A 22,303-nucleotide genomic window follows, 5' to 3' on the forward strand; every position below is an offset into this window, starting at 1 on the left:
TGAGTGACCCAATGTTTTATGGATGCGATCGGCTACCTTTTAACGGTCAAACCTGACCGCTGACCAAAGGTTCGCGATCGCCTCATCGACCTAGCACCGTTAAAACGATAACGGTCACGGTAGCAGCAGCAATCAGGCTAAAGGCCAGTTGCACAACCCACTGGGTTGTCTTCTGGTGGTTGTCGAACTTCTGGTTAAATTCGTTATTTTTTTGGTTGGCCTGCTCAACCTTCTGGCGCAGCTCCCGCACTTCTTCGAGAATCTGCTGCGCCTGGGTGGGGTTAGCGTTGAGGTCGTCGGTGGCTTGGGCCATAGCTGCAAGGTGTTTTCTACTATGTTACTCAACCTCATAGCCAGAGCATTGCGGCTTGAACTATCGCTTGCTGTGGCATGTGGGCGAATAGTCGCCTAGTACCGCAGCCATTTAGTGAGCACGCGCATGGGTCTGCCGGTATTGGGGTCAATTTGGGGTTTGCTCCAGGCACGGGCTTCGGCAAAGCCGAGGCGATGGAGGATTTTGATCACTAGGTCGATGCCTGTGGCGGAGCCGATGACGGTGATGTGGATGGGTTCGCGGCTGGGCTGGGGGGCAGGGCTGCCAGGAGGGGCGCTGTAGATTTCGCTGTTGGGGATGAATTCTTCTGACATAGGTGCAGGGTGATGAGTACGACGATGTGAACAAGTTTGCTCACATCTGAAACTATACACGATGTAGACAAGTGTGTTCACATTTACGCTCTCATCGTCCCCTGACATGATTGGGGCATGGGAAAGGCAGGGCGAGTGTTAAAACAGGTCTTGGAGACCTACGGCATCAGTCAGAACAAGCTGGCGGTCACAATGGGGATTGAGCGCACGGTGGTTTACCGCTGGACCCATGAGCGTACTGACCCTGGTGGCGACACAATTACGTTGATTACCGTAGCGTTGAACCAGCTAAACTCTAAAGCAGCCCAGACGTTTGTGGATTTATATTTGGGTGAAATTATTCAAGGCGATGAAAATGCTTGATGAATAGGAAGGTCTAGGGAGCATTATTGAGAGTACCAAGATAAGGATTAATTTCAGTATGTATCCCTATGTATCTCATTGTTAACAAGATCCAAAATTTACCTCGCCAGGCCAAGGAGGAAGTTATAGACCTGGTTTCGGCCCCGGCTAAAAACTAACAGTACGACTCAGCCTATCAACTAAGGTATTCTTGAGCTAACTTACTACGTGAGTATCATGGCACTTATATAAGCCTCAACCTGCAGAAAGAAACCGTAAATAGCTGAGCAAGTGATGTAGCTAATTAATGTCAATAAGTGGTTAAAGCGACTGTTAGATTGGTATGAAGCTGATATTACAAGCATGTACAGTTCAGTTCATTGGTAGCATTATTCAACTTGCCCACTTCTAGCTCAGTCAATTATGGATAAGCTAAAGTACACAGTAGTCTTCATTTTGAGTCTTGCGTTACTTATCATGGGAGGACTTAGGGGTGTTGCCCAACCTGTGATGCCTGAGACAATCAAACTTGGAATGCGAACTACAGTCCCTCCTATCGCTGCAAAAAGGAGTGAAGGCGGCTCCTGGGTTTGGAGTGGGTTTTGCTACGCGTTTGGGCAGCAGTTGGAGAGAGAGTTACAGCAAGGTAATCCTAATATTAGAGTTGAGTATCGTGAAATTGTTAATGACTACAAAGGAACTAAGTATCCTAGATGGGGCTCGTTGCTAACGGACGAACCTTCGGACAGGCTTGATATGCAGTGTGGACCCAATTCAAGGCAGAACATAGATGGGAACTTGGTTATCTTTTCTGACAATAGTTTTTATGAAACGGGTATTAAACTATTGATGAAAAGGGAAATAGCTGATCAATATTTGCCTGATCGTAATAGAACCACTCTTTTAGAAGCTATAAAGCAAGAGATAAAGCAGAGGATCGATATAGGTGCTATTGTTGAAACAACCACATTGGATAGGCTCCAGTCCCAGGCTTCAGAACCTACAGATATAACACCAGAGAGGCTGTTTTAGAAGCTCTCGAAAACGAAGAAATACAAGCATTTGCTAGTGACGCTATAATTCTTAAAGTTCTTTTGGAAGATGGCGTTGAAGGTGGAAGACCCTTTAAAGATAGAGACTATATTCTATACCCAGAAGGTGAAGGATATATCTTGGCAGATAGTGAGAGATATGCAATCGCAATTTCTAACGCAGGAGAAAATACTCAGTATGCAGCACAGTTGTTGAGCATTACTAATCAAGTCTTAGACCAGCCTAAGTTTCAAGAAGAGGAAAGAAATAAGCTGCGGACTTACGAACTGACGAATTCTGGCGTTATTTCGCCATCTCCACCAAGAGAATGGTTGAAATATTTGCTCTCAGTCATTCCAATGTTGGTTGGAATAGGTGTAGTCTTTTTGCGTAGGAATATGAAGCCTAAGGCTCATGTTAAGACTTCTACTGATTCTAAAGCTAGGCAGATTGTCAATATCACGAATCTAACAATCAATAACATCGGTTTGAGTCAGGACTTAGATGAGGCTGCACCACAAATCCTTAAGCTAATTGATCAGCTCAAGGTTAATGGTGTGGATGAAAGGCAAGCCCAGTTAGAAGTGGCAGAGAAATTGGCCGAATCAGCGCAAGAGAGCAGCAATATGCGCGACAAATTATTGAAGTGGGGACGATCCTTAGCTGACGCTACTATAAGCGATGTCGCTAAAGAAGTTATTAGGCTTGCGATTCGATCCGCTGGTATCCCCTTACCCTGATTGTATTATCTATATTGAGACTGAAGGCCATTCCAATTGCCTGACTGTGAATGGAGCTAATGAGAGCTAAAGTTTTTGCAGGATGAGGGGACTAGCTCTGTCAGAGCGCGTAAACAATCGACTCCCCCAAGCTATCCATTAGTGACGCTAAAAGTGGCTGATAGCGCTCGCTATCAAAAGTAAGTACTTTAGGAAGGGCGATCATCTGTCATCCTGCACCTTCCACGGACTAAAATCCCTAGAAGTTTGTTCCTTTGCTGTGGATCTAATAATTGAGAAATTTAAGCGAGACAAGCTTTAGAACGCATGCGCGGACGTCGCTTTTTATTGCTTTAAAGATCTAAATACGTATTCTCAATCATTTCCTTAAGTTGCTTTGCTGCCTTCTTTGAAAACTGAATTGTTTGGCTTATCCTCCCAGCTTGTTGTCGTTCTTCTGAGCCGTATGTATCGATTTGAATGTATTTTTCACCAGATTCACTAATCACAAATGCACAGCATTCAACTGGTTTATGAATACTTTGACGATCTTTCCTAAGTAACTCAATGTTTTCAACAAGAGCCATTGCTATTAACTGTTTCTCTAAAACATTGCCTTTGTGTTCATTAGGGCCTCTAACAATCAGGCTAAGTTTCCTTAAATAAGTGGGAAACTCAGCCTGATTTAGAGGCAACCTTACACTTTCGCTTCTTCCTTGACCAGCTTCTCCCAGCCGAGGTCTTTGAGGTTGTTGTTGCGGCGGAGGGGGCGCGTCACCAACTCCAGAATGTCGCGGGTGTTGCTGAAGCCGTGGATTTGGGCGAAGGTAAACTCCACCGACCACTTGGTGCTAATGCCGCGCGCTTCTAGCGGGTTGGCGTGGGCCATGCCCGTAATCACCAGGTCGGGGTGCAGCTCTTGAATGCGCTGAATCTGGTTGTAGTTGTCGGGCTTTTCGGTAATTTTGGGCAGCGGTTGGCCCATTTCGTTGCAGGTTTTCTCTAGCAGGGCTAGCTCGGCGGCCTGGTAGCGCTTATCCATGTAAGGAATGCCAATTTCTTGCACCGTCATGCCGCAGCGGGTGAGGAAGCGGGCTAGGGAGATCTCCAACAGGTTGTCGCCCATGAAGTAGACCGACTTACCGCGAATGATTTCCAGGTAGTCTTCTACCGATTCCCAGATTTTGGCTTCGCGCTCATCCATGCCCTGGGGCTCAATGTTGAACACCGAGCAGATTTTCTCAATCCAGGCGCGGGTGCCGTCGGGGCCAATGGGGAAGGGTGCGCCGATGAGTTTGCACTTGCGGCGGCGCATCAGCGTGGTGGCCGTGCGCGAGAGAAAGGGGTTAATGCCCGCGACGTAGTAGCCTTCGTCGACGGTGGGCAGGTCGGTGTAGAGCTTGGTGGGCAGCCAGCCATCGACTTTAATGCCCTGCTTCTTTAGCTCTAGGGTCATTTGGGTGACGATGGGGTCAGGCACCGAGCCAAACAGCACCAGGGGCGGGTGGTCGTGGTAGGGGGTGTCTTCTGCAACGGGATCTGTAACTTCTTCTGCTTTTTTGCGTCCCAGGCCCAGCAGCTTTTGAATGCCGCCCTGGCCTTCTTTGGGTTCGGCTTTAGGCGCGGCGGGCTGCTTGGCAGCGGCCTCTGCTTCGGTGGGGCAGCGCTGGGCCATAGCGGCTAGTACGGTGTCTTCGCCCTGGGTAAAGGCGTAGTCGAGGCCGTTGGCGCGGGCCACCACGATAGGAATACCGATTTCGGCTTCGAGGCGGGGAGCTAGCCCTTCGAGATCCATTTTGATGATCTCGGTGGTGCAGGTACCAATCCAGACGATCACCGAGGGGTTGCGATCGCGCTTAATGCCCTCACACAGCCGCTTTAGCTCCTCGTAATCGTTGAGCTGAGCCGAGATATCGCCTTCTTCTAGCTCGGCCATAGCGTAGCGGGGTTCAGCAAAAATCATCACCCCCATGGCGTTTTGCAAAAAGTAGCCGCAGGTCTTGGTACCAATCACCAAGAAAAAGCTGTCTTCAATTTTTTGGTATAGCCACGCTACACAGCTGATGGGGCAAAAGGTGTGGTAGTTGCCGGTGTCGCAGTCAAATTCAAGGGCGGAAGCGTTGGGTTGAGCTTGGGCCAGGGTCATCGTCGGGGTATCTCCCTAGTGAAGGACTTATGGCCTGGGTCTATCATCCTCCCTGCCGCCTGAGCCTGAGCAGGCTTCGTCGTCGTAGGCGGGGGAGAGCGGTGGCGGGGCATCAATTGTGACGGAGGTAACTGTCTCAGAGGGCGAGAGAGAAACTTCGGCTTGAGCGCTACCGGGCAACATCTTGTGGGCCTGCTCTAGCGCCTCTAGCTCCTTCACCGGGCTGATATCCAAACCCAGGGCAGAAATAATGCGATCGGGGTTGCTGCTTAAATCCACCACCAGGGGGAGCAGGTTGGTCAGGTCGGGTTCTAGGGTGGCTAGTGCCCCCAAAATAAAGCCCGACGAGGGCCGCCTGTGCCCGTTACTGGTTACCCATATGCCCAATTTGTCGATCCACTCGCGGTTGTCGCGGTAGTAGGTCAACCACTTGATTTTGAGCGATCGCCGCAGTTGTTTGCTGTTCACAGATGCCTCGGGCGGAGTTCGCCAACCTCATGTTCAGAGATTGATTAAATCAGAAAACCGCAATCGTACGGGTCTGTTAACAGGTCTACATATCTGGGGAATCAGGCAAAAGCGGTTGATCGTCCTGGGCCTCAATGGTCTGAGTGTGGTCGGGGTTATCCAATACCATCTCAGGGTCAAAGTTGAGCCCCAGTACTTCTACTAATGCATCCTCGTCAGGGTTGAGCTTGTAGAAAGGCACCATCAGGTTCGACAGTTTGGGTTCCAGGGCATTCACCACCCCCAACACTAAAAAGGAGGAAGGACGACGACCGCCATCGGGGGTTCGCACCGAGGTCTGCTGCATCTGCAGCGTCAACCAAGCTCGGTTAGATTGCACGTAGTCTAACCACTTTTGGCGAATGACCTGGGTAAAGTTCTCAAAAAAGGCCATAATCCTGACTCTTTGCTAAATCGCCTATAGGTAGCGGCTGGGTTTGCACCGCCGCGTACCGATGATAATGCAGTGCTTCAGGATTAGAACTCAATCGAGGGGGATTTTTGCAGCATGGGGTTAAGTCGGGTGGGCGATGCCCACCATTCGCCTAAACCATCATCAGATCTAGCTCCTCCTTCTCTTGTTTGGGTGCGCCCTCAGGCGGGTTGAGGTAGAAGTCTGACAGCAGGCTAAACAGCTCGCGATCGGCGGCATCTTCGGGCACGACACCCTCGGGGCGGGCCAAAATCTGGTCGGCAATGTTGAGGTAGTACTGGCACACCGGCTCTAGCGCGGGGTCGGTTTCAGCCATTTCAAACACCGTCTTGCCCTTCACCCGCGAGATGCGAATGTCTTCGATTAGGGGCAAAATTTCCAGCACGGGCATGGGCACATGCTCAATGTACTTGTCGATCAGGTCGCGCTTCGAGGTGCGGTTGCCGATCAGCCCCGCCAGGCGCAGGGGGTGGGTACGGGCCTTCTCGCGCACCGAGGCAGCGATGCGGTTGGCGGCAAACAGGGCGTCAAAACCGTTGTCGGTGACAATCAGGCAGTAGTCAGAGTAGTTCAGCGGGGCCGCAAAACCGCCGCAGACCACGTCTCCCAGCACATCGAAGAGAATCACGTCGTACTCGTCGAAGGCGTTGAGTTCTTTGAGCAGCTTGACGGTTTCACCCACCACATAGCCACCGCAGCCCGCGCCCGCAGGAGGGCCACCCGCCTCTACGCAGCTAACGCCACCGTAGCCCTTGTAGATCACATCTTCAGCCCATACGTCTTCGTAGTGGAAGTTCTTTTCTTGCAGGGTGTCGATGATGGTGGGAATGAGAAACCCGGTCAGGGTAAAGGTGCTGTCGTGCTTGGGGTCGCAGCCAATCTGCAATACTTTGCGGCCCCGCTTGGCTAGGGCCACCGAAATATTACAGCTGGTGGTGGACTTACCAATGCCCCCTTTCCCATACACAGAAAGCTTGAGAGTCTGGTGAACCATAGGGGAGAATACTCATCTAGGGCGAATAAAGCCAAACCCAGTCCAGGGGAAGTCTTTTGGATAGAAACGCTACCTGCCGGACTTGGCCGCTGGACCTGGATTGACTGTTAAACAAACAGGGTCTACGCAGTTACCTACGCGCCCAAGGTGTTTCGGCTGTTTGGATTATGGCGATATCGCCCAGGCCTTGTGAAGGGGAGCCGAGAATGAGTACCCTCGCAAACCTTGCTAGAAAGGAATTGGGTAGAGCTTTTGCTTACGGAATCGCTAAAATCAGCTACCAGTTTTAATTGGGCTAGTTTTGAAGATTTTAGGATTCTGATTTCCTTAATTGAGAACAATAGCAAATAAAAGAATCTTAAATCTTGTAGGGGAGTGTGCCTTCCGAAGCGCAGGTCTGCAGGTAGCTTCGATCGCTAGGAGGGCGCTAAGCGGTGGCTAAAGCAAAGGGATTACCCTCTAAAACTCGCGTTGGGGTCCAAGAGAATCGCGCAGGAGGGAAGACAGGCTGCCCAATTTGCGGCTGCCGCAAAACCCCAGAGGAGTTTTCTATACATTCGTAAACTTTCTCTCGATGCAACGCAATGTAACGAGTCGGGCATGGAGAGAACAAAAACTTCGGTGGGCGTTGTCCGGTCTGCGGGGGAGAGCGCCGTCTTTTGCTAAAGCCGATCTGGTCTGGTTGGCTAAGCCTCTGACCTAATTCCAAATCCGATTTGGTAAGCCCTTATTTATAATCAGGCCCGTAGGGGCATAGCATGCTACGCCACTACAAGCTGGGGGTATTCATTCGAGATTTGGTAGAACTCACCAGGTCGCTGGGTTTGCCTGAAAAGAACCAGGCACCGAGGGCTTTTACCTGGCTATAGGGGCACTGAACTGGAGACGTACTGTGCTGAACTCACCCGCGACCCAGCTGCGGCTACGGTGTTCAGGTTAATAGTGTTATCTCAGTCAATGCTCTCGCAGCAGACTGAGTCGATCGCGGAATTCTGGGCGCTGCTTGCCCAAAGCTGCGTTTTCCTCGGTTAGGTTGGGCAAGTCAAGCTGGCTTCAAACGTGCGATCGCAGCAGCTGAGCTTGAGACTAAGTTCAGGCGTAGACGTCGTTAGCGCAGGGATTGCTGCTAGATTTGGCCCCGTTAGCGGCTGAGTTGGCGTGAGGCAGAGACATGGGCTGAGGATAGCCGAGTTTCTGCTCTTCTAAGTTGTCTTCAGGGACTCAACGCTTGAGCGTTTTGGCCGCTCAACTCCCGCTACTTACCCAGGAGGATGGCGGCTAGGTCGCCAAAGCGCTCGAAGTCGATTTGCGATGCGATCGCCATAACCCGCCGACCATCGACCTGCAGGGTGGTAGCTTCGATAGTGCGCAGTACGTCTAAGATAGTCAGCTCGCCGCTGGCGGCGGTGTCTAAGACGGCGTTGCGCAGGAGTTCCCAGCCGGGGCTATCGTTGTCTGAGAAGGTCAAGGTGGTAGCCAGCAGCCGCCAGATAAACTGCCCAGCGAAGGTGTTTGAACCGTCTCGCAGGCTATCAGCATCGACTAGAACATTTTGGGTGAGCACCTGACGCGCCTGGTCCTCCTCAATGCGGAGAATATTGAGCAGCAGTTGCAAATCGCGGCTGGGGATGCCGGTGCGAGCAAAAGACTCCAGATCGCTGACGGCGATCGGGGGGGCTTCTAGCGCCCCGTAGGTGATCTGAATATTGTCGGCGGCGGTAGCCTGAGGCGCTGCTACGGCCAACCCGGCGAGAGATGCACCGACGAGGGCCAGTGTAGCTGTACCTTGCCCTAGGCGGTGCAGCAGCGCTGACGACGATGAAAATAGCTGATCTGCAACCTGTAAGAATTGGTGCATAGTGCTCTGCTCACTCCTACTCCAAGATAATTAGAGACGACTCTCTCACCCCAAAAGTTTCTATCGCGATGACCTCCTTCCCACCCACCATTGGTCTCATTCCTGCTGCCGGGCAGGGTACGCGCATTTCGCCACTGCCGATGAGCAAAGAATTGTTTCCGGTTGGTTTTCGTATGGTAGCGGGCAAGGTGGGGCCGCGACCGAAGGTAGTGTGCCACTATTTGCTCGAAAAGATGCAGCGGGCAGGGGCAACGCAGGCGTTTTTTATTCTGCGGTCTGGTAAGTGGGATATTCCTAACTTTTTGGGGGACGGGGCCGATGTGGGAATGCACCTGAGTTATTTAACGGTGCACGTGCCCTTTGGGGTGCCCTTTAGCCTCAACCAGGCTTACCCGTTTTTGCGAGGAGCGACGGTAGTGCTGGGGTTCCCAGACATTTTGTTTGAGCCAGACCATGCCTACCAGGTGCTGCTAGAGCGGTTGCACGGGGGTAATGCCGATGTCGTGCTGGGCCTGTTTCCTACCCAGCAGCCTGAAAAGGCTGGAGTGGTTGATTTTGATGGGGCTGGGGTAGTGCGGGGCATCTACGAAAAATCGAGCTTTACCCACCTGCCCTATATGTGGGCGATCGCTGCTTGGCGGCCCACATTTTCAGACTTTTTGCATGGGTTTGTGCGCGATCGCACCCAAGCCCTGATCGGTAACCAAATTCCTCAGCACCTCACGACCCTGCCGCCCTACGTTGAAACGCCCATTGGCGATGTTATGCAGGCGGCAATAGAGGTTGGTCTGCGGGTCGAGGCCGAGCCTTTTGCCCAGGGCAGCTATCTTGACATTGGCACGCCAGAAAACTTGGCTAGTGCCATTCAGCAGTATCCATTCTCAGACGTTTGAACCTACATGGCTGAATGATCCAGCAGCCTAATTCACCCTGAAAGGGCTAATCGTCGAGATGGATGTCGTCAGCGCCAAAGTCGGTGCCAAAAACAGAGCCAGACACCGTGTGCTCTAGCTCCATGCGCTGCTCCATCTGGCGCAGAAAGTAGCCCGTCATCATGGCGGAGGCCAGCAGCCCGGCCAGATTTTCGCGATCGGTGGTGACCTGAACGTTGAAGCCTTCGCTAGGCAGCACGCCCACTAGACCTTGTACATTGTGAGCAATGATTTGCTTGATTTCGCCGCTTACTGACTGAGCCACCCGAGACAACACCTCCGGTGACTGGTGCTGGAGATATTTGAGCAACTCATTGACTTGGTCGCTATTGGTGGACATGCCAATGAATTCAGCGTCTTCAGGGTTAAATACCATGGAATCTCAGAGACCTCTGGTCACAACGTAGGCGACGGCGGGTACCAAATGCGGGGCGATTGGATTCGATGAATCCGCTGTGATCAAGGCAACCCCAGTCCTGCCTTTACCTACTTACTCTTCCCGATAATAGCGTAACGAATCATGAAATATTACGTCGACTAGATGGCTTGGGCTGGCTCTGCTGGGCCAAAAGCCAGGCCTAGAGGCTATCAGAGGCACAATTATGCCTAAATATTCTCTTTACAATATCTTGACAGAATAGGTCATTGCCCTAGGCTAAGCAACTTAGTCGACCTCTGGTACTTCGGGTTGCTCAGGCTCCCCTTCGTCATCATCTTCAGCGGCATCGGCGACCTGGGGAGGGGTTGCCCCCTTAACCCGCAGCTCGGGCAGCTGATCGATCTCAAAATGCTGATAAAACTTGTCGGTGACCTGCACCAACGACGATCGCCCCTCGGCCTGGCGTCGCTTGCGCACAAAACCCTGGGCCACCAGCTCTGGCACGTGCTGATAAACGCCGGAGCCGCGTAGCTCGACCAGGTCGGTCTGACTGATGGGGCCTTTGAGGGCGATCGCCGCCAGGGTGCGCAGTGCGCCGACCCCTAGATCAATGGGAATTAATAGATCCACTAAGAACCGGTAGCGTTCTTTGAGCTGAAGGCAGTAGCCGTCAACGGTTTCGACAATTTCGAGGGCACCGTCGCGGTGGGCGTATTCGTCCATCAGCTCGATCAGCCCCTCCTCAATGTCTTCGCGATCGCAGCGGGCTAGTTCGGCCAGTTTGCCAATGTCGAGGGGCTGCCCTTTGAGGTACAGAATGGCTTCGATGGTGGTGGCGAGACCAGGCATAGATCGTCAGTACCGGGAGACCATTCTCAAGCCTAGCGTTGATTGCTGTAAACGGTTGATTTTGGCTAAGGAAGAGAGTTTTGTGTAGGGGCAAACGGCGTTTGCTCGGCAAGATGGGGCTAATCGTGCCAGGGTTGGGGCAGCGCACAATTTGGGGCAAGAGCCAGATCGGCTGCTGGGACCAATTCGCTGGCCCCAGACCCCCGTCGAGAAGGACGTTCCGTCGTCCTTCACCTCACGGAAAGGATTGGCTGATCATCGGTTTAAACCTATGTTTTGCAAATAGGCTAGTGGGCAGCTGAGAATTCTTGAGTGGACAGGCTGCGTAGCTGCGTAGGGTGCATTCGCGCAGCAATGCACCGCAGATCAATCCAAATTATGTCCGGTTAGCTCTACAAAGATGTCTTCGAGGTTGGAGGGGCGGGTCATCATGCCGGTTTTGTCGGGCTGCTGGTCGAGGTGGGCGTTGGCAGCTTCCAGGGTGGGGAAGAACCGATAATCCCAGCGATCGCCGCGCTGAGTCATCAAAATGCCTTCGCCGTGGCGCTGGCGAAATTGCGCCAGGGTACCCAGCTCAATCAGCTTGCCCTGGTCGAGAATGCCGATGCGATCGCACAGGTACTCCACTTCTTCCATGTAGTGAGTGGTGAGCAGCATGGTCATGCCCTGCCGATTGAGATCGCGGATGATTTCCCACAGTCGGCGGCGGGTTTGGGGGTCGAGGCCCACGGTGGGCTCATCGAGAAAAAGGATTTTGGGGTTGTGCAGCAGGGCGCGGGCAATTTGCAGCCGCCGCTTCATGCCGCCAGAAAGGGTTTTGACCTTGTCGTCGCGGCGATCGGCCAGCTCGACGTACCCCAGCCAGTTGACGATGGCTTGGCGGCGCTGAGCAGCAGGGATATGGTGCATACGTCCGTGTAGCTCCATATTTTCCCACACGGTGAGGTCGCCATCGACGCTGGTCTGCTGAAGCACTACGCCAATCTGACGGCGAACGTCAAGTTGCTGACGGACGACATCGTAGCCGGATACAACTACATGACCATCACTGGGTCGGGTGAGGGTAGTTGCCATCCGAATAGTCGTCGATTTGCCCGCTCCATTGGGGCCAAGGAGACCAAACACTTCCCCGTTACCAATCGTGAGTGAGAGGTCGTTGACAACATCGACCCCGTTATAAACTTTGTGGACATTTCGCAGGCAAACCGCAGCAGGCATAGCGACTGGTCAGGCTCCAACCGTAGGCGTTACAGCGATCGAGGTGAGGCGAACCGCCTTTGCCCTAAACCATCTGTAACATAATGTGAATAGTCTTACCCTAGCACTCAACTACCCCGGTCATGCAGTTGCTTAGGCGGTGGGTTGTCGAAGGTGCAGCTACGGGGGGTTAGCCTAATCCAAAATCGCCAATAATTCGGCAAGCTCACTACAAATCCAAAATCTAAAATCCCAAGTTGCCCATGCGCGCCCACATTGACCACGACATTCTCTACCTGCACCAGGAGGATGTGCCCGCCTACAAAAAGTCGGGATCAATGGTGCGCAACAGCTATTTTTGGGCGCTTAGGTCGATCGCCGACCGGGCGGGGTTTAACCACGACTGGGAGTTTGCCGATGTGGTGTGGCCAGCGGTGGGGCGCATGCTGGTGTCGTTTATGGAATCGGGGTATTTGGGTTACCGGGAGACGGTGCTGGAGTTTACCGACGATGTGGCGATTCCGGATGCGCTGCGCCCTGCCAGCACTTGGATTGCTGCCGATGAATACGATGAGGAGGCGTAGGGGCGCGGGGCTTGCGCCCGATGCAAATTACACCGTAGTGCAAGTTCAACCGTAGGGTGGGCACTGCCCACCAGTTCAACCGTAGGATGGGCACTGCTCACCAGCCTCGATTGGGGTAAATGGCGCAGCATAGCCACTGCACTTTGATTTCAGCTCATATCAACTGCTGCAGACGACGATTACGGGACTAAAGCCAAACCTACCGCTGGGGGCGTTTCGATTGCCCCCAGACCCCGTCGACCAGGGCCGTGCCGCCGCCCTGGACCCAACGGAAAGGACTGATCTCTCGTCGGTTTAAACCTCTATTCTGCCAATCAGCCTGTAGGCAACACTCAACCCTGCGGTTCTCAACCCCCAGCTTTTTCCCGGCCTCCTATCCCCCCACTCCCTCACCTTCCTCATCCACCCATCCACACCCTTTCTCCCTACGGGAGACGCTAATGCGAATAACTCCACTCAGGGACCATCATCCATCTACCCATCCACCCGCCYACCCATCYACCCGCCTACTCCAACGACTCCCGATACCGGGCCAAAAGCGGCTGCAAAAAGTCGTAGCCATCGACGCCGATGACGGCGAGGAACTGGCGGCGGTGGTCGGCGAGAATGCTTTCGAAAGTTTCGGGGCCAAGCTGGCCGTAGAGAATGCTGAGCAGAGCGGCGGGCTGTCGCCATTCGGGGGAGTCGATCTGGTGTAGTAGGTACATGCCCAGGCAGCCAGTGAGCACGGCCTGTTCGAGGTTGCCGTCGCCCTGGTGAGCGGCGGCCATATTGGCGAAGTTAGAGGCCATCAGGAAGCGATCGCCGATCGCCTGGGCCACCTGAAGCCCCTGCTGAAGGGAGGCGATCGCATCGCGGTACTGGCCAAGCTTGAGCTGGGCAATGCCGAGGCTGTTAGCGCAGAGAGCCTGGCTGGGGCGATCGCCCACCTGCTCTGAGAGGGCCAGCCCCTGTTCGAGGTAGCTGAGGACAGTCTCGTACTGTTCGGCTTCGAGCAGCTGTGACTGGCCCTGGGCGACCTGGCTGTAACCGAGGTTAGCCAGGGCGTTGGCCTGGCCAATGCGATCGCCGCTTTGGCGAGCCAAAATCAGCGCCCGCTGGCTGTGGCCCTGGGCGGTTTCAAAGTCTTGCTGGGCGACGCAGGTGCGGCTGAGGTGGTTGAGGCTGGCAATCTCGCAGGGCACATCTTTGGCTTCGCGGGCCACCTCTAGGGCCTGCTGGTGAAAGCGCTGGGCCTGGCTGTAGTTGCCCAGCGCCCGCTGCGAGTAGCCTAGCAGCGTGAGAATGCGGGCTTTGACGGCGGTATTGGCGACTTCTTGGAGGGGCTGGTCGAGGTAGTCGAGCAGGGCGCGCAGGGGTTCCCCGGAGAGGGCGGTGAACAGGCCACCGTAGAGGGGAAAGTAGCTCTGGTTGGCAAACTGGCGCAGCCCCTGCAGGGCCAGCTGAAACGATCCCCTGGCTAACGGGCGCTGGCCCTGTTCGCCCAGGCGGCTAGAAATTTGGCCCCAGACCACGGCGAAGGTGAGAAAGGTGGCGATGGAGAGGCGCTTGCCCGCTTGGGGGTCGTAGGGCTGGCGATCAAACCAGTTCACCAGGGCCAGCTGTAACCGCTGCAAGACTACGCCCCAAGCTACCCAGTCGGCCACTCTTAGGGGCACTGTGACACCAGCAGTGGTCACGGTTTGGTGCAGGGCCAGGTCTTCAAACAAGCGCTTGAGGGCGGGCTGACTAACGATGCGGCCCCAGTGCTGCCAGGGGCTGGGGCGATCGCCCGGCTGACTAAAGCCAATCTGCTGTCCCTGGGCGTAAATCCAGCCGACCACATCGCCTTCGAGCTGCTGCCAGGCGGTAATGCCCTGCTCTAGGCCCTCGGCCAGGGTGGATAGGGCCGGTGCGGCCTCGGTGGCTGGGGTCGCCTCCGAAGGGGCCGGAGCCTGCTTCAGCGCCCGCGCCAGCTGCACCAGTTGTTCTCGCGATAGGGGGTGGTCGCGGTTGGGGTCGAGGGCCGCCACCAGCTGAGAGAGGCGTTCTGCCGGGGGGGCATTCAAAATTTCTGTCTCTACTCCGGTAATGACCGCTGTAGCCTGGTTGTCGGCCTGCCAGCGTTGCCATTCGCCCTGGATTGTGCGCAGGGCACGGTGCTTACGCACGGCTTTAGCGTGCTTAAATTCATCGTCACTGGGGGCTAGGTCCGGCTCCAGGGCAGCCAGAGTAGCTTCTAAAGCCCGCTCAAACAACTCACCACTGCCGGGCTCTACCCCGGCCTGCAGCATACGGTAGACCTGCTGCTTCGACTGAATTTTGCCCTTGAGGGTAGCGGCAACAATGTCATCAATGAGCGTTTGGTATGGTTGAGCCATAGGTCGCCATGCCGTTCAGAGGGTGCAAGGAAAGCAGAGAAAAGGTGCCGTTGCCCAAGTGTGCCATAGATTTTTCAGAGATTCAGCTCCAATTGGGCTGGGCTGAGGGCGCTAAACCTCGGCCAAACCGCTGGGGTGAGGTAGTCTGAGAGGCAGGCGGCAATCCCTAGATTTGTCCTGAGATTTACAGGTGGAGTATGGGCGAGGTTGCCTGGAGTACCATCCACGCCGGGGTGCATCGACGGCTGAAAGTGCGCCCGCTGCTGCCTCAGGAAACAGCGGTTTTGGTGGCGGTCTCGGGGGGGCAAGATTCGATCTGTCTGCTCAAGCTGCTGGTCGATTTGCAGCCCAAGTGGGGCTGGTCGCTGCGGGTGGTGCACTGCGATCACCAGTGGCGGGCCGATTCTGCCGCCAACGCTGAGTTTGTGCAGCAGCTGTGTCAAGACTGGGGTATTCCCTGCCGTGTCGTAACGGCTGAGATCCAGACTTCTAGCGAAGCCGCCGCTCGCCAGTGGCGCTACCAGGTCTTTGAGGAGATAGCGATTCAAGAGCATTGCCGCCAGGTCGTGACGGGCCACACGGCCAGCGATCGCGCCGAAACCCTGCTCTACAACCTGCTGAGGGGCAGCGGCACCGATGGTCTGCAGGCCCTGGCCTGGCATCGCCCCCTAACGCCCAATAGCCCTGTATCTGTAGTGCGCCCCCTGCTGGAGCTAACCCGCCAGCAAACCGGGGAATTTTGCCGCCAGTTTGATCTCCCCGTTTGGCAAGATTCCACCAACCAGGACACCCGCTACGCCCGCAACCGCATTCGCCTAGAGCTGCTGCCCTACCTGCGATCGCACTTTAACCCAGGGGCAGAAACGACCCTAGCCCACACCGCTGAGATTCTCGCCGCTGAGGTCGATTTGCTCGAAACGATGGCGGCAGAGCTATACAACGTGGCGGTTTTGCCACCCACAGAAGCCGAAGTCTGGAAAATTCAGCGATCGCCCCTCAGAGCCGCCCCGCTAGCGCTCCAGCGGCGCGTGCTGCGGCGCGTGCTGCAGCAGGTCACGGTAGCTCAGGTGAGCTTCGAGCATGTTGAAAACCTGGTGCCCCTGCTGAGTGCCCCCAACGGCAGCCAGAGTGCTCCGTTCCCTGGTGGGGCGATCGCGGTGGTTGAAGGCGATTGGGTGGTCGTGAGAGGGTACCAATAGGTGGATGGCGAATGGCACGGGGTTTTAGAATAACGACATTGCACTGAATTTCATCTGGCTATGCCTCTTCCCCCCGCTGTGCGCTACCGTCTGGTACGCCTTAAGGCTATCAGTCGCCCCCTCCGTCGTCCTGTGGTGTGGGGCACTTTGGCAGCGCTGGGGTTGGGGGCGGTGGTAGTGCCCCAGTACCTCGGCCATCCCGAGTGGCGCAGCCGATACGATGCTGGGGTTGACAGTCCGGCGGTCAACTCTGGCACCGACCTCAGCGCTCTAACCAATGAAGACCTGGCCGATCTGGCCGAAATTGACAACCTGGCCCTGCTGCTTAACGACCTGCAGCCAACCACGTCTACGGCATTGTTAGAAGCGCCCGCTGCTGACGCAGACCGTTTGGCCCTTCCCCAGGCCGCACCAGCCGAAGGCACCGCCAGCCCCTTCACTCAATACCTGGAGCGCAGCCGCTTTCGCTTTAGCCCTGCTCCCAGCGGTGCGACAGGTGAAGGGGAATCTGACATTGCCATTGAAAACCGTCCGTCAACCCTTGCCCCCGGCCAACGCCAGCCCTCTAGAGCCGCGTCCACCGAGGCGCTGCCCCCTAGCCCGCTACAGCAGGCGCTTAGCGAAAGGCGATCGCAATCGGCACAATCTACCCGTGCGGAACCCGCCGCAGAAACCGGAGCAGCAGCGGCCAGTTCTACCGAAGCACTCACCAGCGGCTTGACACCACCACCCTGGATGGTAGAAGGCAGTCTGCCTGGGGTCGACCAGCGCTTTATTCGCACCACGCCACAGATGTCGCCGCCGCCCGGTACTACCGGCTACACACAACCGCCGGGGTTGTCGCCCAGCCCAGCGGTACCGGCACCCGAGCCAGGGGCGATCGCGCCAGCTCGGCTAAATTTAGATTTTGGCTCTCCGGCGATGGCACCAGCGGGAAATGGGCCGGGGCGATCGCAGCCCGGCCCGCTCAACAATAGCGTCAGCACACCGCTGCCCCAACCCACCCCGCCGCCCTTCTCCGCTCCCAGACCGCCCGGCGTTTATAGCGGCAACGGCTACATCAACACCTTCTCCGACCCCACTGGGCCGCCCGCCAACTAGGGGCTGTCATCAATGGTCATTTGACTCGGGGTAGGGGTCGCTCAGCTGCTCGGTCTCTGGGCAATCCTCTGAAACATTGATCTCGACATCGCCACGGGGTACAGCCGCCAGGCGCTTGGTGACAGCGCCAATGCTCTCGATGCGCACCATCTCTTCCCACGAGCAAATTTCGTCGTCTTCTTCAGTTTCGTAGCGAAAGGTGACCAGATCGCCCTCGATATCTAAAATTTTCGCCCGCTCAATCCAACGCTGTTGATCCCGTAGAAAAATCCACACATCTTGACCATCACAACAGAGTTGATAGATCTTGCGGTGTAGCATAATCGCGGCTCCTTCACAGGTAACATCAACGCTCATGTCGCTTCACTAGCGGAGGGGAGCGCTCACCCAGCTGAAACGGGGGTGTCTTGTATCACAGGCTTTGCCTAGCCCTGTGGTTGTGCCCTCGCTCTGGCTAAACTACGCGTCAGCAGTTTGGGTAGATGGCCAGCAGCTACCGATCGCAGCTAACCCTGGTTCTGTACCTTAACATTCCCCGAGGCATTCATTCTTCTCATATCAGTGAAGCGGAAATTGTAGTGTAACAAGCCTTACGTTCGCTTGCCCACAGGGGGCTGAGGGCGAGCGCTATAGTGAGAAATTAGCCCTGTTCTCGGTCTTGTCCCTATGCTGCTGCACCTTTGCACCTGGCCCGAAGTTGAGGCCTACCTGACTCAGTCGTCGGGCATTATTTTGCCGATTGGCTCTACAGAACAGCACGGCCCCACCGGCCTGATTGGCACTGACGCCATCTGCGCCGAGGTGGTGGCTAAGGGTGTAGGCGAGGCCGCCAACGCCCTGGTTGGCCCCACCATCAACGTTGGTATGGCGCTGCACCACACCGCCTTTCCCGGCTCCATGACCCTGCGCCCCAGCACCCTCATCGCCGTCATTTTTGACTACCTCACGCCCCTGGTGCGCCACGGCTTTACTCGGTTCTTTTTCGTCAATGGCCACGGCGGCAATATCGCCACCCTGAAGGCCGCCTTTGCCGAAGCCTACACTTCCCTCGCCCACGACCAAATTCCCAATGCCGAGCGGGTGCGCTGCACGACGGCCAACTGGTTTATGGCTAGGTCGGTGTATACCCTGGCGAAGGAACTCTACGGCGATCAGGAGGGCTCCCACGCCACCCCCAGCGAAGTAGCGCTGACGCAGTACGCCTACCCCGATTTCATCAAGCACGCACCGCTAGAGCCGCAGGTTGCCCCCCGAGGGCACGCCATCTATAGCCCCACCGACTTTCGCCAGCATTACCCCGACGGCCGGATGGGGTCGAACCCGGCGCTGGCTACCCCGGAGCACGGCCAGCAGCTCTATGAGGCGGCGGTGAAAGACCTGACTAGCGACTATCTAGCCTTCTTGGCGGCGGAGTAAACGTCTATATACGTTCTCAACGTCGGCCAGCGTCAGTGGTAATCAGGCATACGGCAGAGACCGATCGCTGCTGCTCTAGCACTGGCCGTTGAAACTTATAGATCTGGTAGCTGCCAGTGGGGGTTAACCAAGCTGGTCATCACGTGGTCTTGCCACTGGCCGTTGATGAATAGGTAGTCGCGAGCAATGCCCTCGATTTGAAAGCCCAAGCGTTTGAGCACGTTGGCGCTGCGGTGGTTGTGGGGCAGATAGTTGGCCATAATGCGGTGCAGGTTTAGCTCACCAAAGGCGTAGGTGATTAGCCGCTGGCCTGCTTCGGTCATGTAGCCCTGGCCCTGGTACTGGGCCGAGAGGCTGTACCCGAGGGTGGCTCCGTAGAGCGCGCCCCGCACGATGGTGTTGAGGTTGATGGTGCCAATCAATGGTTTGGGCTCCGCTTGCAGAAACATCAGCAGCTTGACCGCAAAGCCATTGCGAAAGTCACTCTCGCGAGAGGCCAGCACAGGTTGCCAAAATTCGTGGGTGTAGAAGTTGGCCGGGCGCTGTGGCTCGAAGGGTTCTAAATAAGCGCGGTTGAGCTGGTAGTACTCCAAAATCGCCGGAATATCGTTTGGCGTGCCCAGGCGTAGCAGCAGGCGCTCAGTCTTTAGCTCTGGCCGTCTTGTGATCATCGCTGCCCATAGTAGTGGCCCACCCAGGTTTGAATTGAGCAAAGCAGATCATCCTGTGGTGAGAAAGGCATTGCTATGGTGCCATGGGAGAGAGTGGATGGGTAGGTGGGTGGATAGGTGATGGTCCCTGAGCGAAGTCGGTCGCACTAGCGTCTCCCGTAGGGAGAAAGGGGGTGGACGGGTGATGGTCCCTGAGCGGAGTCGTTTGTCCTATGGACAGGCTTCACCAACGCGCTAGCGTCTCCCGTCGGGAGAAAGGGAGTGGACGGGTGGTTTCGGGATAGTATAGGGTCTGCAAAATCGAGGACTAGAGAGCTATGGCGCGCCTGGCACTGTTGAGCGTATCCGATAAAACCGGGCTGGTGGAGTTGGCCAAAACCCTGGTCGAAGAGTTTGGCTTTGACCTAATCAGCAGCGGTGGTACGGCAAAGGCGATCGCGGCGGCCAATCTCCCCGTCACCAAAGTATCTGACTACACCGGCTCGCCCGAAATTCTCGGCGGGCGGGTGAAGACGCTGCATCCCAAAATCCACGGCGGCATTTTAGCGCGGCAAGATCTGGCAGAAGATCAAAAAGATTTGGCCGATAACGACATTCGCCCGCTGGATTTGGTGGTGGTAAACCTCTACCCCTTTGAGCAGACGATTGCAAAAGACGGCGTGACGATGGCCGACGCGATCGAAAATATTGACATCGGCGGGCCAACGCTGCTGCGGGCGGCGGCGAAGAACCACGCCTACCTGACGGTGCTGTGCAGCGCTGAGCAGTATGGGCCTTATCTGGAGGCGCTGCGGGCTAGCGATGGTCAGGTGCCGCTGGAGTTTAGGCAGGAGTGTGCGCGGGCGGCATTTTGGCATACGGCCAGCTACGATCAGGCGATCGCCACCTACCTGACCGAAGCCACCAGCGAAGCCGATGCCCTGCCCCAGCAGTGGGCGCTAACGGGTCGCCAGCAGGCCACCCTGCGCTATGGCGAAAACCCGCACCAGACGGCGGCGTGGTACAGAACCGGATCAACCCCCACCGGCTGGGCCGGAGCCGAGCAGTTGCAGGGCAAAGAGTTGAGCTACAACAACCTGGTCGATCTAGAGGCGGCGCGGCGGATTATTGCAGAATTTCCCGCTGACCGTCCGGCGGCGGCGGTGCTCAAGCACACTAACCCCTGCGGCGTGGCGATGGGCGACACGCTTGCCACCGCCTACCGCCGCGCCTACGATGCCGACGATGTCTCAGCCTTTGGCGGCATTGTGGTGCTCAACCGCGCTATTGATGCCGACACCGCTCAGCAGCTGACGGGTACGTTTTTAGAATGTATCGTTGCGCCGGGGTGTGACGAGGCAGCGCTGGACATTCTGGCCAAAAAGCAGAACCTGCGGGTGCTGGTGTTGGAGGACCTGCTGACGGGGCCAAAGCAGGGGGTGACTGCGATCGCGGGCGGATTCCTGCTGCAAGCCCCCGATACCTACCGCGATAACCCCGCTACCTGGCAGATCGTCACCAAGGCGCAGCCCAGCGAGGCCGAGCTAGCCGAAATGCTGTTTGCCTGGCGCGTGGTCAAGCATGTGAAATCGAATGCGATCGTAGTGACTCACCAGCAGCAAACTCTCGGCATTGGTGCTGGGCAAATGAATCGGGTGGGCTCGGTCAGCATTGCTCTGACCCAGGCGGGCGCAAAAGCCCAGGGTGCGGTGCTGGCCAGCGACGGCTTCTTCCCCTTCGACGATTCTGTGCGCACCGCCGCCGCTGCGGGCATTCGCGCCGTGGTGCAGCCCGGTGGCAGTCGCCGCGATGAGGACTCGATCAAAGCCGCCAACGAGCTGGGCCTGATTATGGCGATGACCGGCGTGCGGCATTTCTTGCATTAGGAGATCCTCAAGCGGTGCATCGCTCTGCGGATGCACCCTACCTACTACCTATTGCTCAATCCACCTTGGCTAACCCCAGTCGGGCTGGGCAAACACCGTTTGCTCCTACGCAAGCCGCCTGTTGGGAATCAGGGATTTACGTAGTACCCATCCACCCGCCTACTCATCCACCCGCCTACTTGCCTACCTACCCACGCACCTACTCCCGACTTGTCTCGACCTCAGCGACTCCCTCTGGCACCGGGTCGTAGCCGCCGGGGTGAAAGGGGTGACAGCGCGTGATCCGTCGCGCCGCGAGCCAGCCGCCCTTCACCGGCCCAAACCGCTCGATCGCGGTCAGCGCGTACTGCGAGCAGGTGGGGTTGAACCGGCAGGTGGGCGGAAACAGCGGCGAAATTAGCCGTCGATAGCCATGAATGAGCAGAAGAAGAAGTCGCTTCATAGCTCTATTCTATCGAGTGACTTTTTCGACGGAGACTTGGGGCTTCGGCTCCGCGCTACCGAGTAGCTTTTTCGACGGAGACTTGGGGCTTCGGCTCCGCGCTATCGAGTAGCTTTCTCGACGGAGACCTATGGCTTTGACTTCACGCTATCGAGTAGTTTTCTTGACGGAGACCTATGGCTTCGACTCCGCTCAGCCAGCGGTTGGTGGCTGAGCGGAGTCGAAGCCAAATTCTTTAGTCGAAGCCAAACTCTTTAATAGTCCAGCATCAGGGTGTTGTAGGTGTCGGGCGCAGCTTGAGTCGTGCGTTCTGGCAGGTACACGTTGGCGGTGGGGGCAAAGTTCATTCCCTGCGGTCTAGCGGCAGGTTGAGCAGGCTGGCGCAGCACGGTCGACTTGGCGTCTAGCTCGTCGATGGCCTGGTTGATCTCGGTCAGGCGATCGCACAGCTGCTGGCGGCGCTCGTCGATGTACTCTAGCTCCTGCTGAAGGCGCGTTTTCTCGACGGTGAGCTTGTACATGTCAAGATATTGAGCTGCTGCGGTCTGTGGCCGTGGCATGGTGCTCACTTTAGGAAAAATTCTGCGGGGGGCGCGTTTGCTGGTCATAACAGTCTCCGGGGCGGACCT

At 56.2% G+C, this 22,303-nt stretch carries 25 protein-coding genes; 9 read left to right on the forward strand and 16 right to left on the reverse strand.

The window, feature by feature from the left end; translation table 11 throughout:
* Positions 1-82 precede the first annotated feature (82 nt).
* Positions 83-313 carry a hypothetical protein gene (locus tag IQ265_RS16925; protein ID WP_194055729.1) on the reverse strand — a complete coding sequence of 77 codons (231 nt, stop codon included), beginning with the start codon at positions 311-313 and terminating at the stop codon, positions 83-85.
* A gap of 95 nt (positions 314-408) precedes the next feature.
* Positions 409-648 carry a hypothetical protein gene (locus IQ265_RS16930; RefSeq protein WP_194055731.1) on the reverse strand — a complete coding sequence of 80 codons (240 nt, stop codon included), beginning with the start codon at positions 646-648 and terminating at the stop codon, positions 409-411.
* 117 nt (positions 649-765) lie between these two features.
* On the opposite strand from IQ265_RS16930, the gene IQ265_RS16935 reads away from it, so the two are divergent.
* The 3 genes from IQ265_RS16935 to IQ265_RS16945 all read left to right on the forward strand — a co-directional run bounded on the left by IQ265_RS16935 (position 766) and on the right by IQ265_RS16945 (position 2,762).
* Positions 766-1,011 carry a helix-turn-helix transcriptional regulator gene (locus IQ265_RS16935; RefSeq protein ID WP_194055733.1) on the forward strand — a complete coding sequence of 82 codons (246 nt, stop codon included), beginning with the start codon at positions 766-768 and terminating at the stop codon, positions 1,009-1,011.
* Between the two features lie 402 nt (positions 1,012-1,413).
* On the forward strand, positions 1,414-2,022 hold the full coding sequence (locus IQ265_RS16940) for a hypothetical protein (protein WP_194055735.1): 609 nt from the start codon (positions 1,414-1,416) through the stop codon (positions 2,020-2,022).
* A 62-nt stretch (positions 2,023-2,084) separates the two neighbouring features.
* Positions 2,085-2,762 carry a hypothetical protein gene (locus tag IQ265_RS16945; protein ID WP_194055737.1) on the forward strand — a complete coding sequence of 226 codons (678 nt, stop codon included), beginning with the start codon at positions 2,085-2,087 and terminating at the stop codon, positions 2,760-2,762.
* Between the two features lie 332 nt (positions 2,763-3,094).
* On the opposite strand, the gene IQ265_RS16950 is transcribed toward IQ265_RS16945, so the two are convergent.
* The 6 genes from IQ265_RS16950 to IQ265_RS16975 all read right to left on the reverse strand — a co-directional run bounded on the left by IQ265_RS16950 (position 3,095) and on the right by IQ265_RS16975 (position 8,679).
* Positions 3,095-3,436, reverse strand: a complete 342-nt coding sequence (locus IQ265_RS16950) for a hypothetical protein (protein ID WP_194055997.1) — start codon at positions 3,434-3,436, stop codon at positions 3,095-3,097.
* Between the two features lie 2 nt (positions 3,437-3,438).
* The gene (locus IQ265_RS16955) at positions 3,439-4,887 is read right to left on the reverse strand and encodes a ferredoxin:protochlorophyllide reductase (ATP-dependent) subunit N (protein ID WP_194055739.1); all 1,449 of its coding nucleotides are present in this window, start codon (positions 4,885-4,887) and stop codon (positions 3,439-3,441) included.
* Positions 4,888-4,914: 27 nt separating this feature from the next.
* Positions 4,915-5,355, reverse strand: coding sequence for a DUF5331 domain-containing protein (locus tag IQ265_RS16960; RefSeq protein WP_194055741.1), 441 nt, complete (start codon positions 5,353-5,355; stop codon positions 4,915-4,917).
* Between the two features lie 85 nt (positions 5,356-5,440).
* A complete protein-coding gene (locus IQ265_RS16965) occupies positions 5,441-5,788 on the reverse strand; it encodes a DUF5331 domain-containing protein (RefSeq protein WP_194055743.1) in 348 nt (115 codons plus the stop codon).
* A gap of 151 nt (positions 5,789-5,939) precedes the next feature.
* Complete coding sequence (bchL, locus tag IQ265_RS16970; RefSeq protein ID WP_194055745.1) at positions 5,940-6,821, reverse strand: ferredoxin:protochlorophyllide reductase (ATP-dependent) iron-sulfur ATP-binding protein; 882 nt, start codon at positions 6,819-6,821, stop codon at positions 5,940-5,942.
* Between the two features lie 1,255 nt (positions 6,822-8,076).
* Complete coding sequence (locus tag IQ265_RS16975) at positions 8,077-8,679, reverse strand: alpha/beta hydrolase (protein WP_194055747.1); 603 nt, start codon at positions 8,677-8,679, stop codon at positions 8,077-8,079.
* Between the two features lie 68 nt (positions 8,680-8,747).
* Between IQ265_RS16975 and IQ265_RS16980 the strand changes: the two genes are divergently transcribed.
* Positions 8,748-9,572 (forward strand): sugar phosphate nucleotidyltransferase, encoded by an 825-nt coding sequence (locus IQ265_RS16980; protein WP_194055748.1) that lies wholly within the window; start codon positions 8,748-8,750, stop codon positions 9,570-9,572.
* 46 nt (positions 9,573-9,618) lie between these two features.
* Here the strand turns inward: IQ265_RS16980 and IQ265_RS16985 are convergent, their stop codons facing one another.
* The 3 genes from IQ265_RS16985 to IQ265_RS16995 form a co-directional block, all read right to left on the reverse strand.
* Positions 9,619-9,987 (reverse strand): DUF760 domain-containing protein, encoded by a 369-nt coding sequence (locus tag IQ265_RS16985; protein ID WP_194055749.1) that lies wholly within the window; start codon positions 9,985-9,987, stop codon positions 9,619-9,621.
* Between the two features lie 288 nt (positions 9,988-10,275).
* Entirely contained in the window at positions 10,276-10,839 is a 564-nt protein-coding gene (gene scpB, locus IQ265_RS16990) for an SMC-Scp complex subunit ScpB (protein WP_194055750.1), read from the reverse strand.
* A gap of 366 nt (positions 10,840-11,205) precedes the next feature.
* Positions 11,206-12,057, reverse strand: coding sequence for an ABC transporter ATP-binding protein (locus IQ265_RS16995; RefSeq protein WP_194055751.1), 852 nt, complete (start codon positions 12,055-12,057; stop codon positions 11,206-11,208).
* A gap of 242 nt (positions 12,058-12,299) precedes the next feature.
* Here IQ265_RS16995 and IQ265_RS17000 point away from each other — a divergent pair, with 242 nt between their 5' ends.
* Complete coding sequence (locus IQ265_RS17000; protein WP_194055752.1) at positions 12,300-12,620, forward strand: hypothetical protein; 321 nt, start codon at positions 12,300-12,302, stop codon at positions 12,618-12,620.
* Positions 12,621-13,126: 506 nt separating this feature from the next.
* Here IQ265_RS17000 and IQ265_RS17005 read toward each other — a convergent pair.
* Entirely contained in the window at positions 13,127-14,980 is a 1,854-nt protein-coding gene (locus IQ265_RS17005) for a tetratricopeptide repeat protein (RefSeq protein ID WP_194055753.1), read from the reverse strand.
* 197 nt (positions 14,981-15,177) lie between these two features.
* On the opposite strand from IQ265_RS17005, the gene tilS reads away from it, so the two are divergent.
* A complete protein-coding gene (gene tilS / locus IQ265_RS17010) occupies positions 15,178-16,179 on the forward strand; it encodes a tRNA lysidine(34) synthetase TilS (RefSeq protein ID WP_194055754.1) in 1,002 nt (333 codons plus the stop codon).
* 60 nt (positions 16,180-16,239) lie between these two features.
* Positions 16,240-17,280, forward strand: a complete 1,041-nt coding sequence (locus IQ265_RS17015) for a hypothetical protein (protein WP_194055756.1) — start codon at positions 16,240-16,242, stop codon at positions 17,278-17,280.
* A gap of 9 nt (positions 17,281-17,289) precedes the next feature.
* On the opposite strand, the gene IQ265_RS17020 is transcribed toward IQ265_RS17015, so the two are convergent.
* Positions 17,290-17,601, reverse strand: coding sequence for a DUF6679 family protein (locus IQ265_RS17020; RefSeq protein WP_194055988.1), 312 nt, complete (start codon positions 17,599-17,601; stop codon positions 17,290-17,292).
* A 345-nt stretch (positions 17,602-17,946) separates the two neighbouring features.
* On the opposite strand from IQ265_RS17020, the gene IQ265_RS17025 reads away from it, so the two are divergent.
* Positions 17,947-18,696: a creatininase family protein gene (locus IQ265_RS17025; RefSeq protein ID WP_194055758.1), complete on the forward strand. Its 750-nt coding sequence runs from the start codon at positions 17,947-17,949 to the stop codon at positions 18,694-18,696.
* 95 nt (positions 18,697-18,791) lie between these two features.
* On the opposite strand, the gene IQ265_RS17030 is transcribed toward IQ265_RS17025, so the two are convergent.
* Positions 18,792-19,367, reverse strand: coding sequence for a GNAT family N-acetyltransferase (locus IQ265_RS17030; RefSeq protein WP_194055760.1), 576 nt, complete (start codon positions 19,365-19,367; stop codon positions 18,792-18,794).
* 317 nt (positions 19,368-19,684) lie between these two features.
* Between IQ265_RS17030 and purH the strand changes: the two genes are divergently transcribed.
* Entirely contained in the window at positions 19,685-21,232 is a 1,548-nt protein-coding gene (purH, locus tag IQ265_RS17035) for a bifunctional phosphoribosylaminoimidazolecarboxamide formyltransferase/IMP cyclohydrolase (RefSeq protein ID WP_194055762.1), read from the forward strand.
* Between the two features lie 199 nt (positions 21,233-21,431).
* Here purH and yidD read toward each other — a convergent pair whose 3' ends face one another.
* Together yidD and IQ265_RS17045 are read right to left on the reverse strand one after the other, a co-directional pair.
* On the reverse strand, positions 21,432-21,674 hold the full coding sequence (gene yidD, locus IQ265_RS17040; RefSeq protein ID WP_194055764.1) for a membrane protein insertion efficiency factor YidD: 243 nt from the start codon (positions 21,672-21,674) through the stop codon (positions 21,432-21,434).
* A 254-nt stretch (positions 21,675-21,928) separates the two neighbouring features.
* Entirely contained in the window at positions 21,929-22,234 is a 306-nt protein-coding gene (locus IQ265_RS17045; RefSeq protein ID WP_194055766.1) for a hypothetical protein, read from the reverse strand.
* Positions 22,235-22,303: the final 69 nt, after the last annotated feature.

Origin of the sequence: Nodosilinea sp. LEGE 06152 (genome assembly GCF_015207525.1) — a bacterium.
Lineage (GTDB): Bacteria > Cyanobacteriota > Cyanobacteriia > Phormidesmidales > Phormidesmidaceae > Nodosilinea.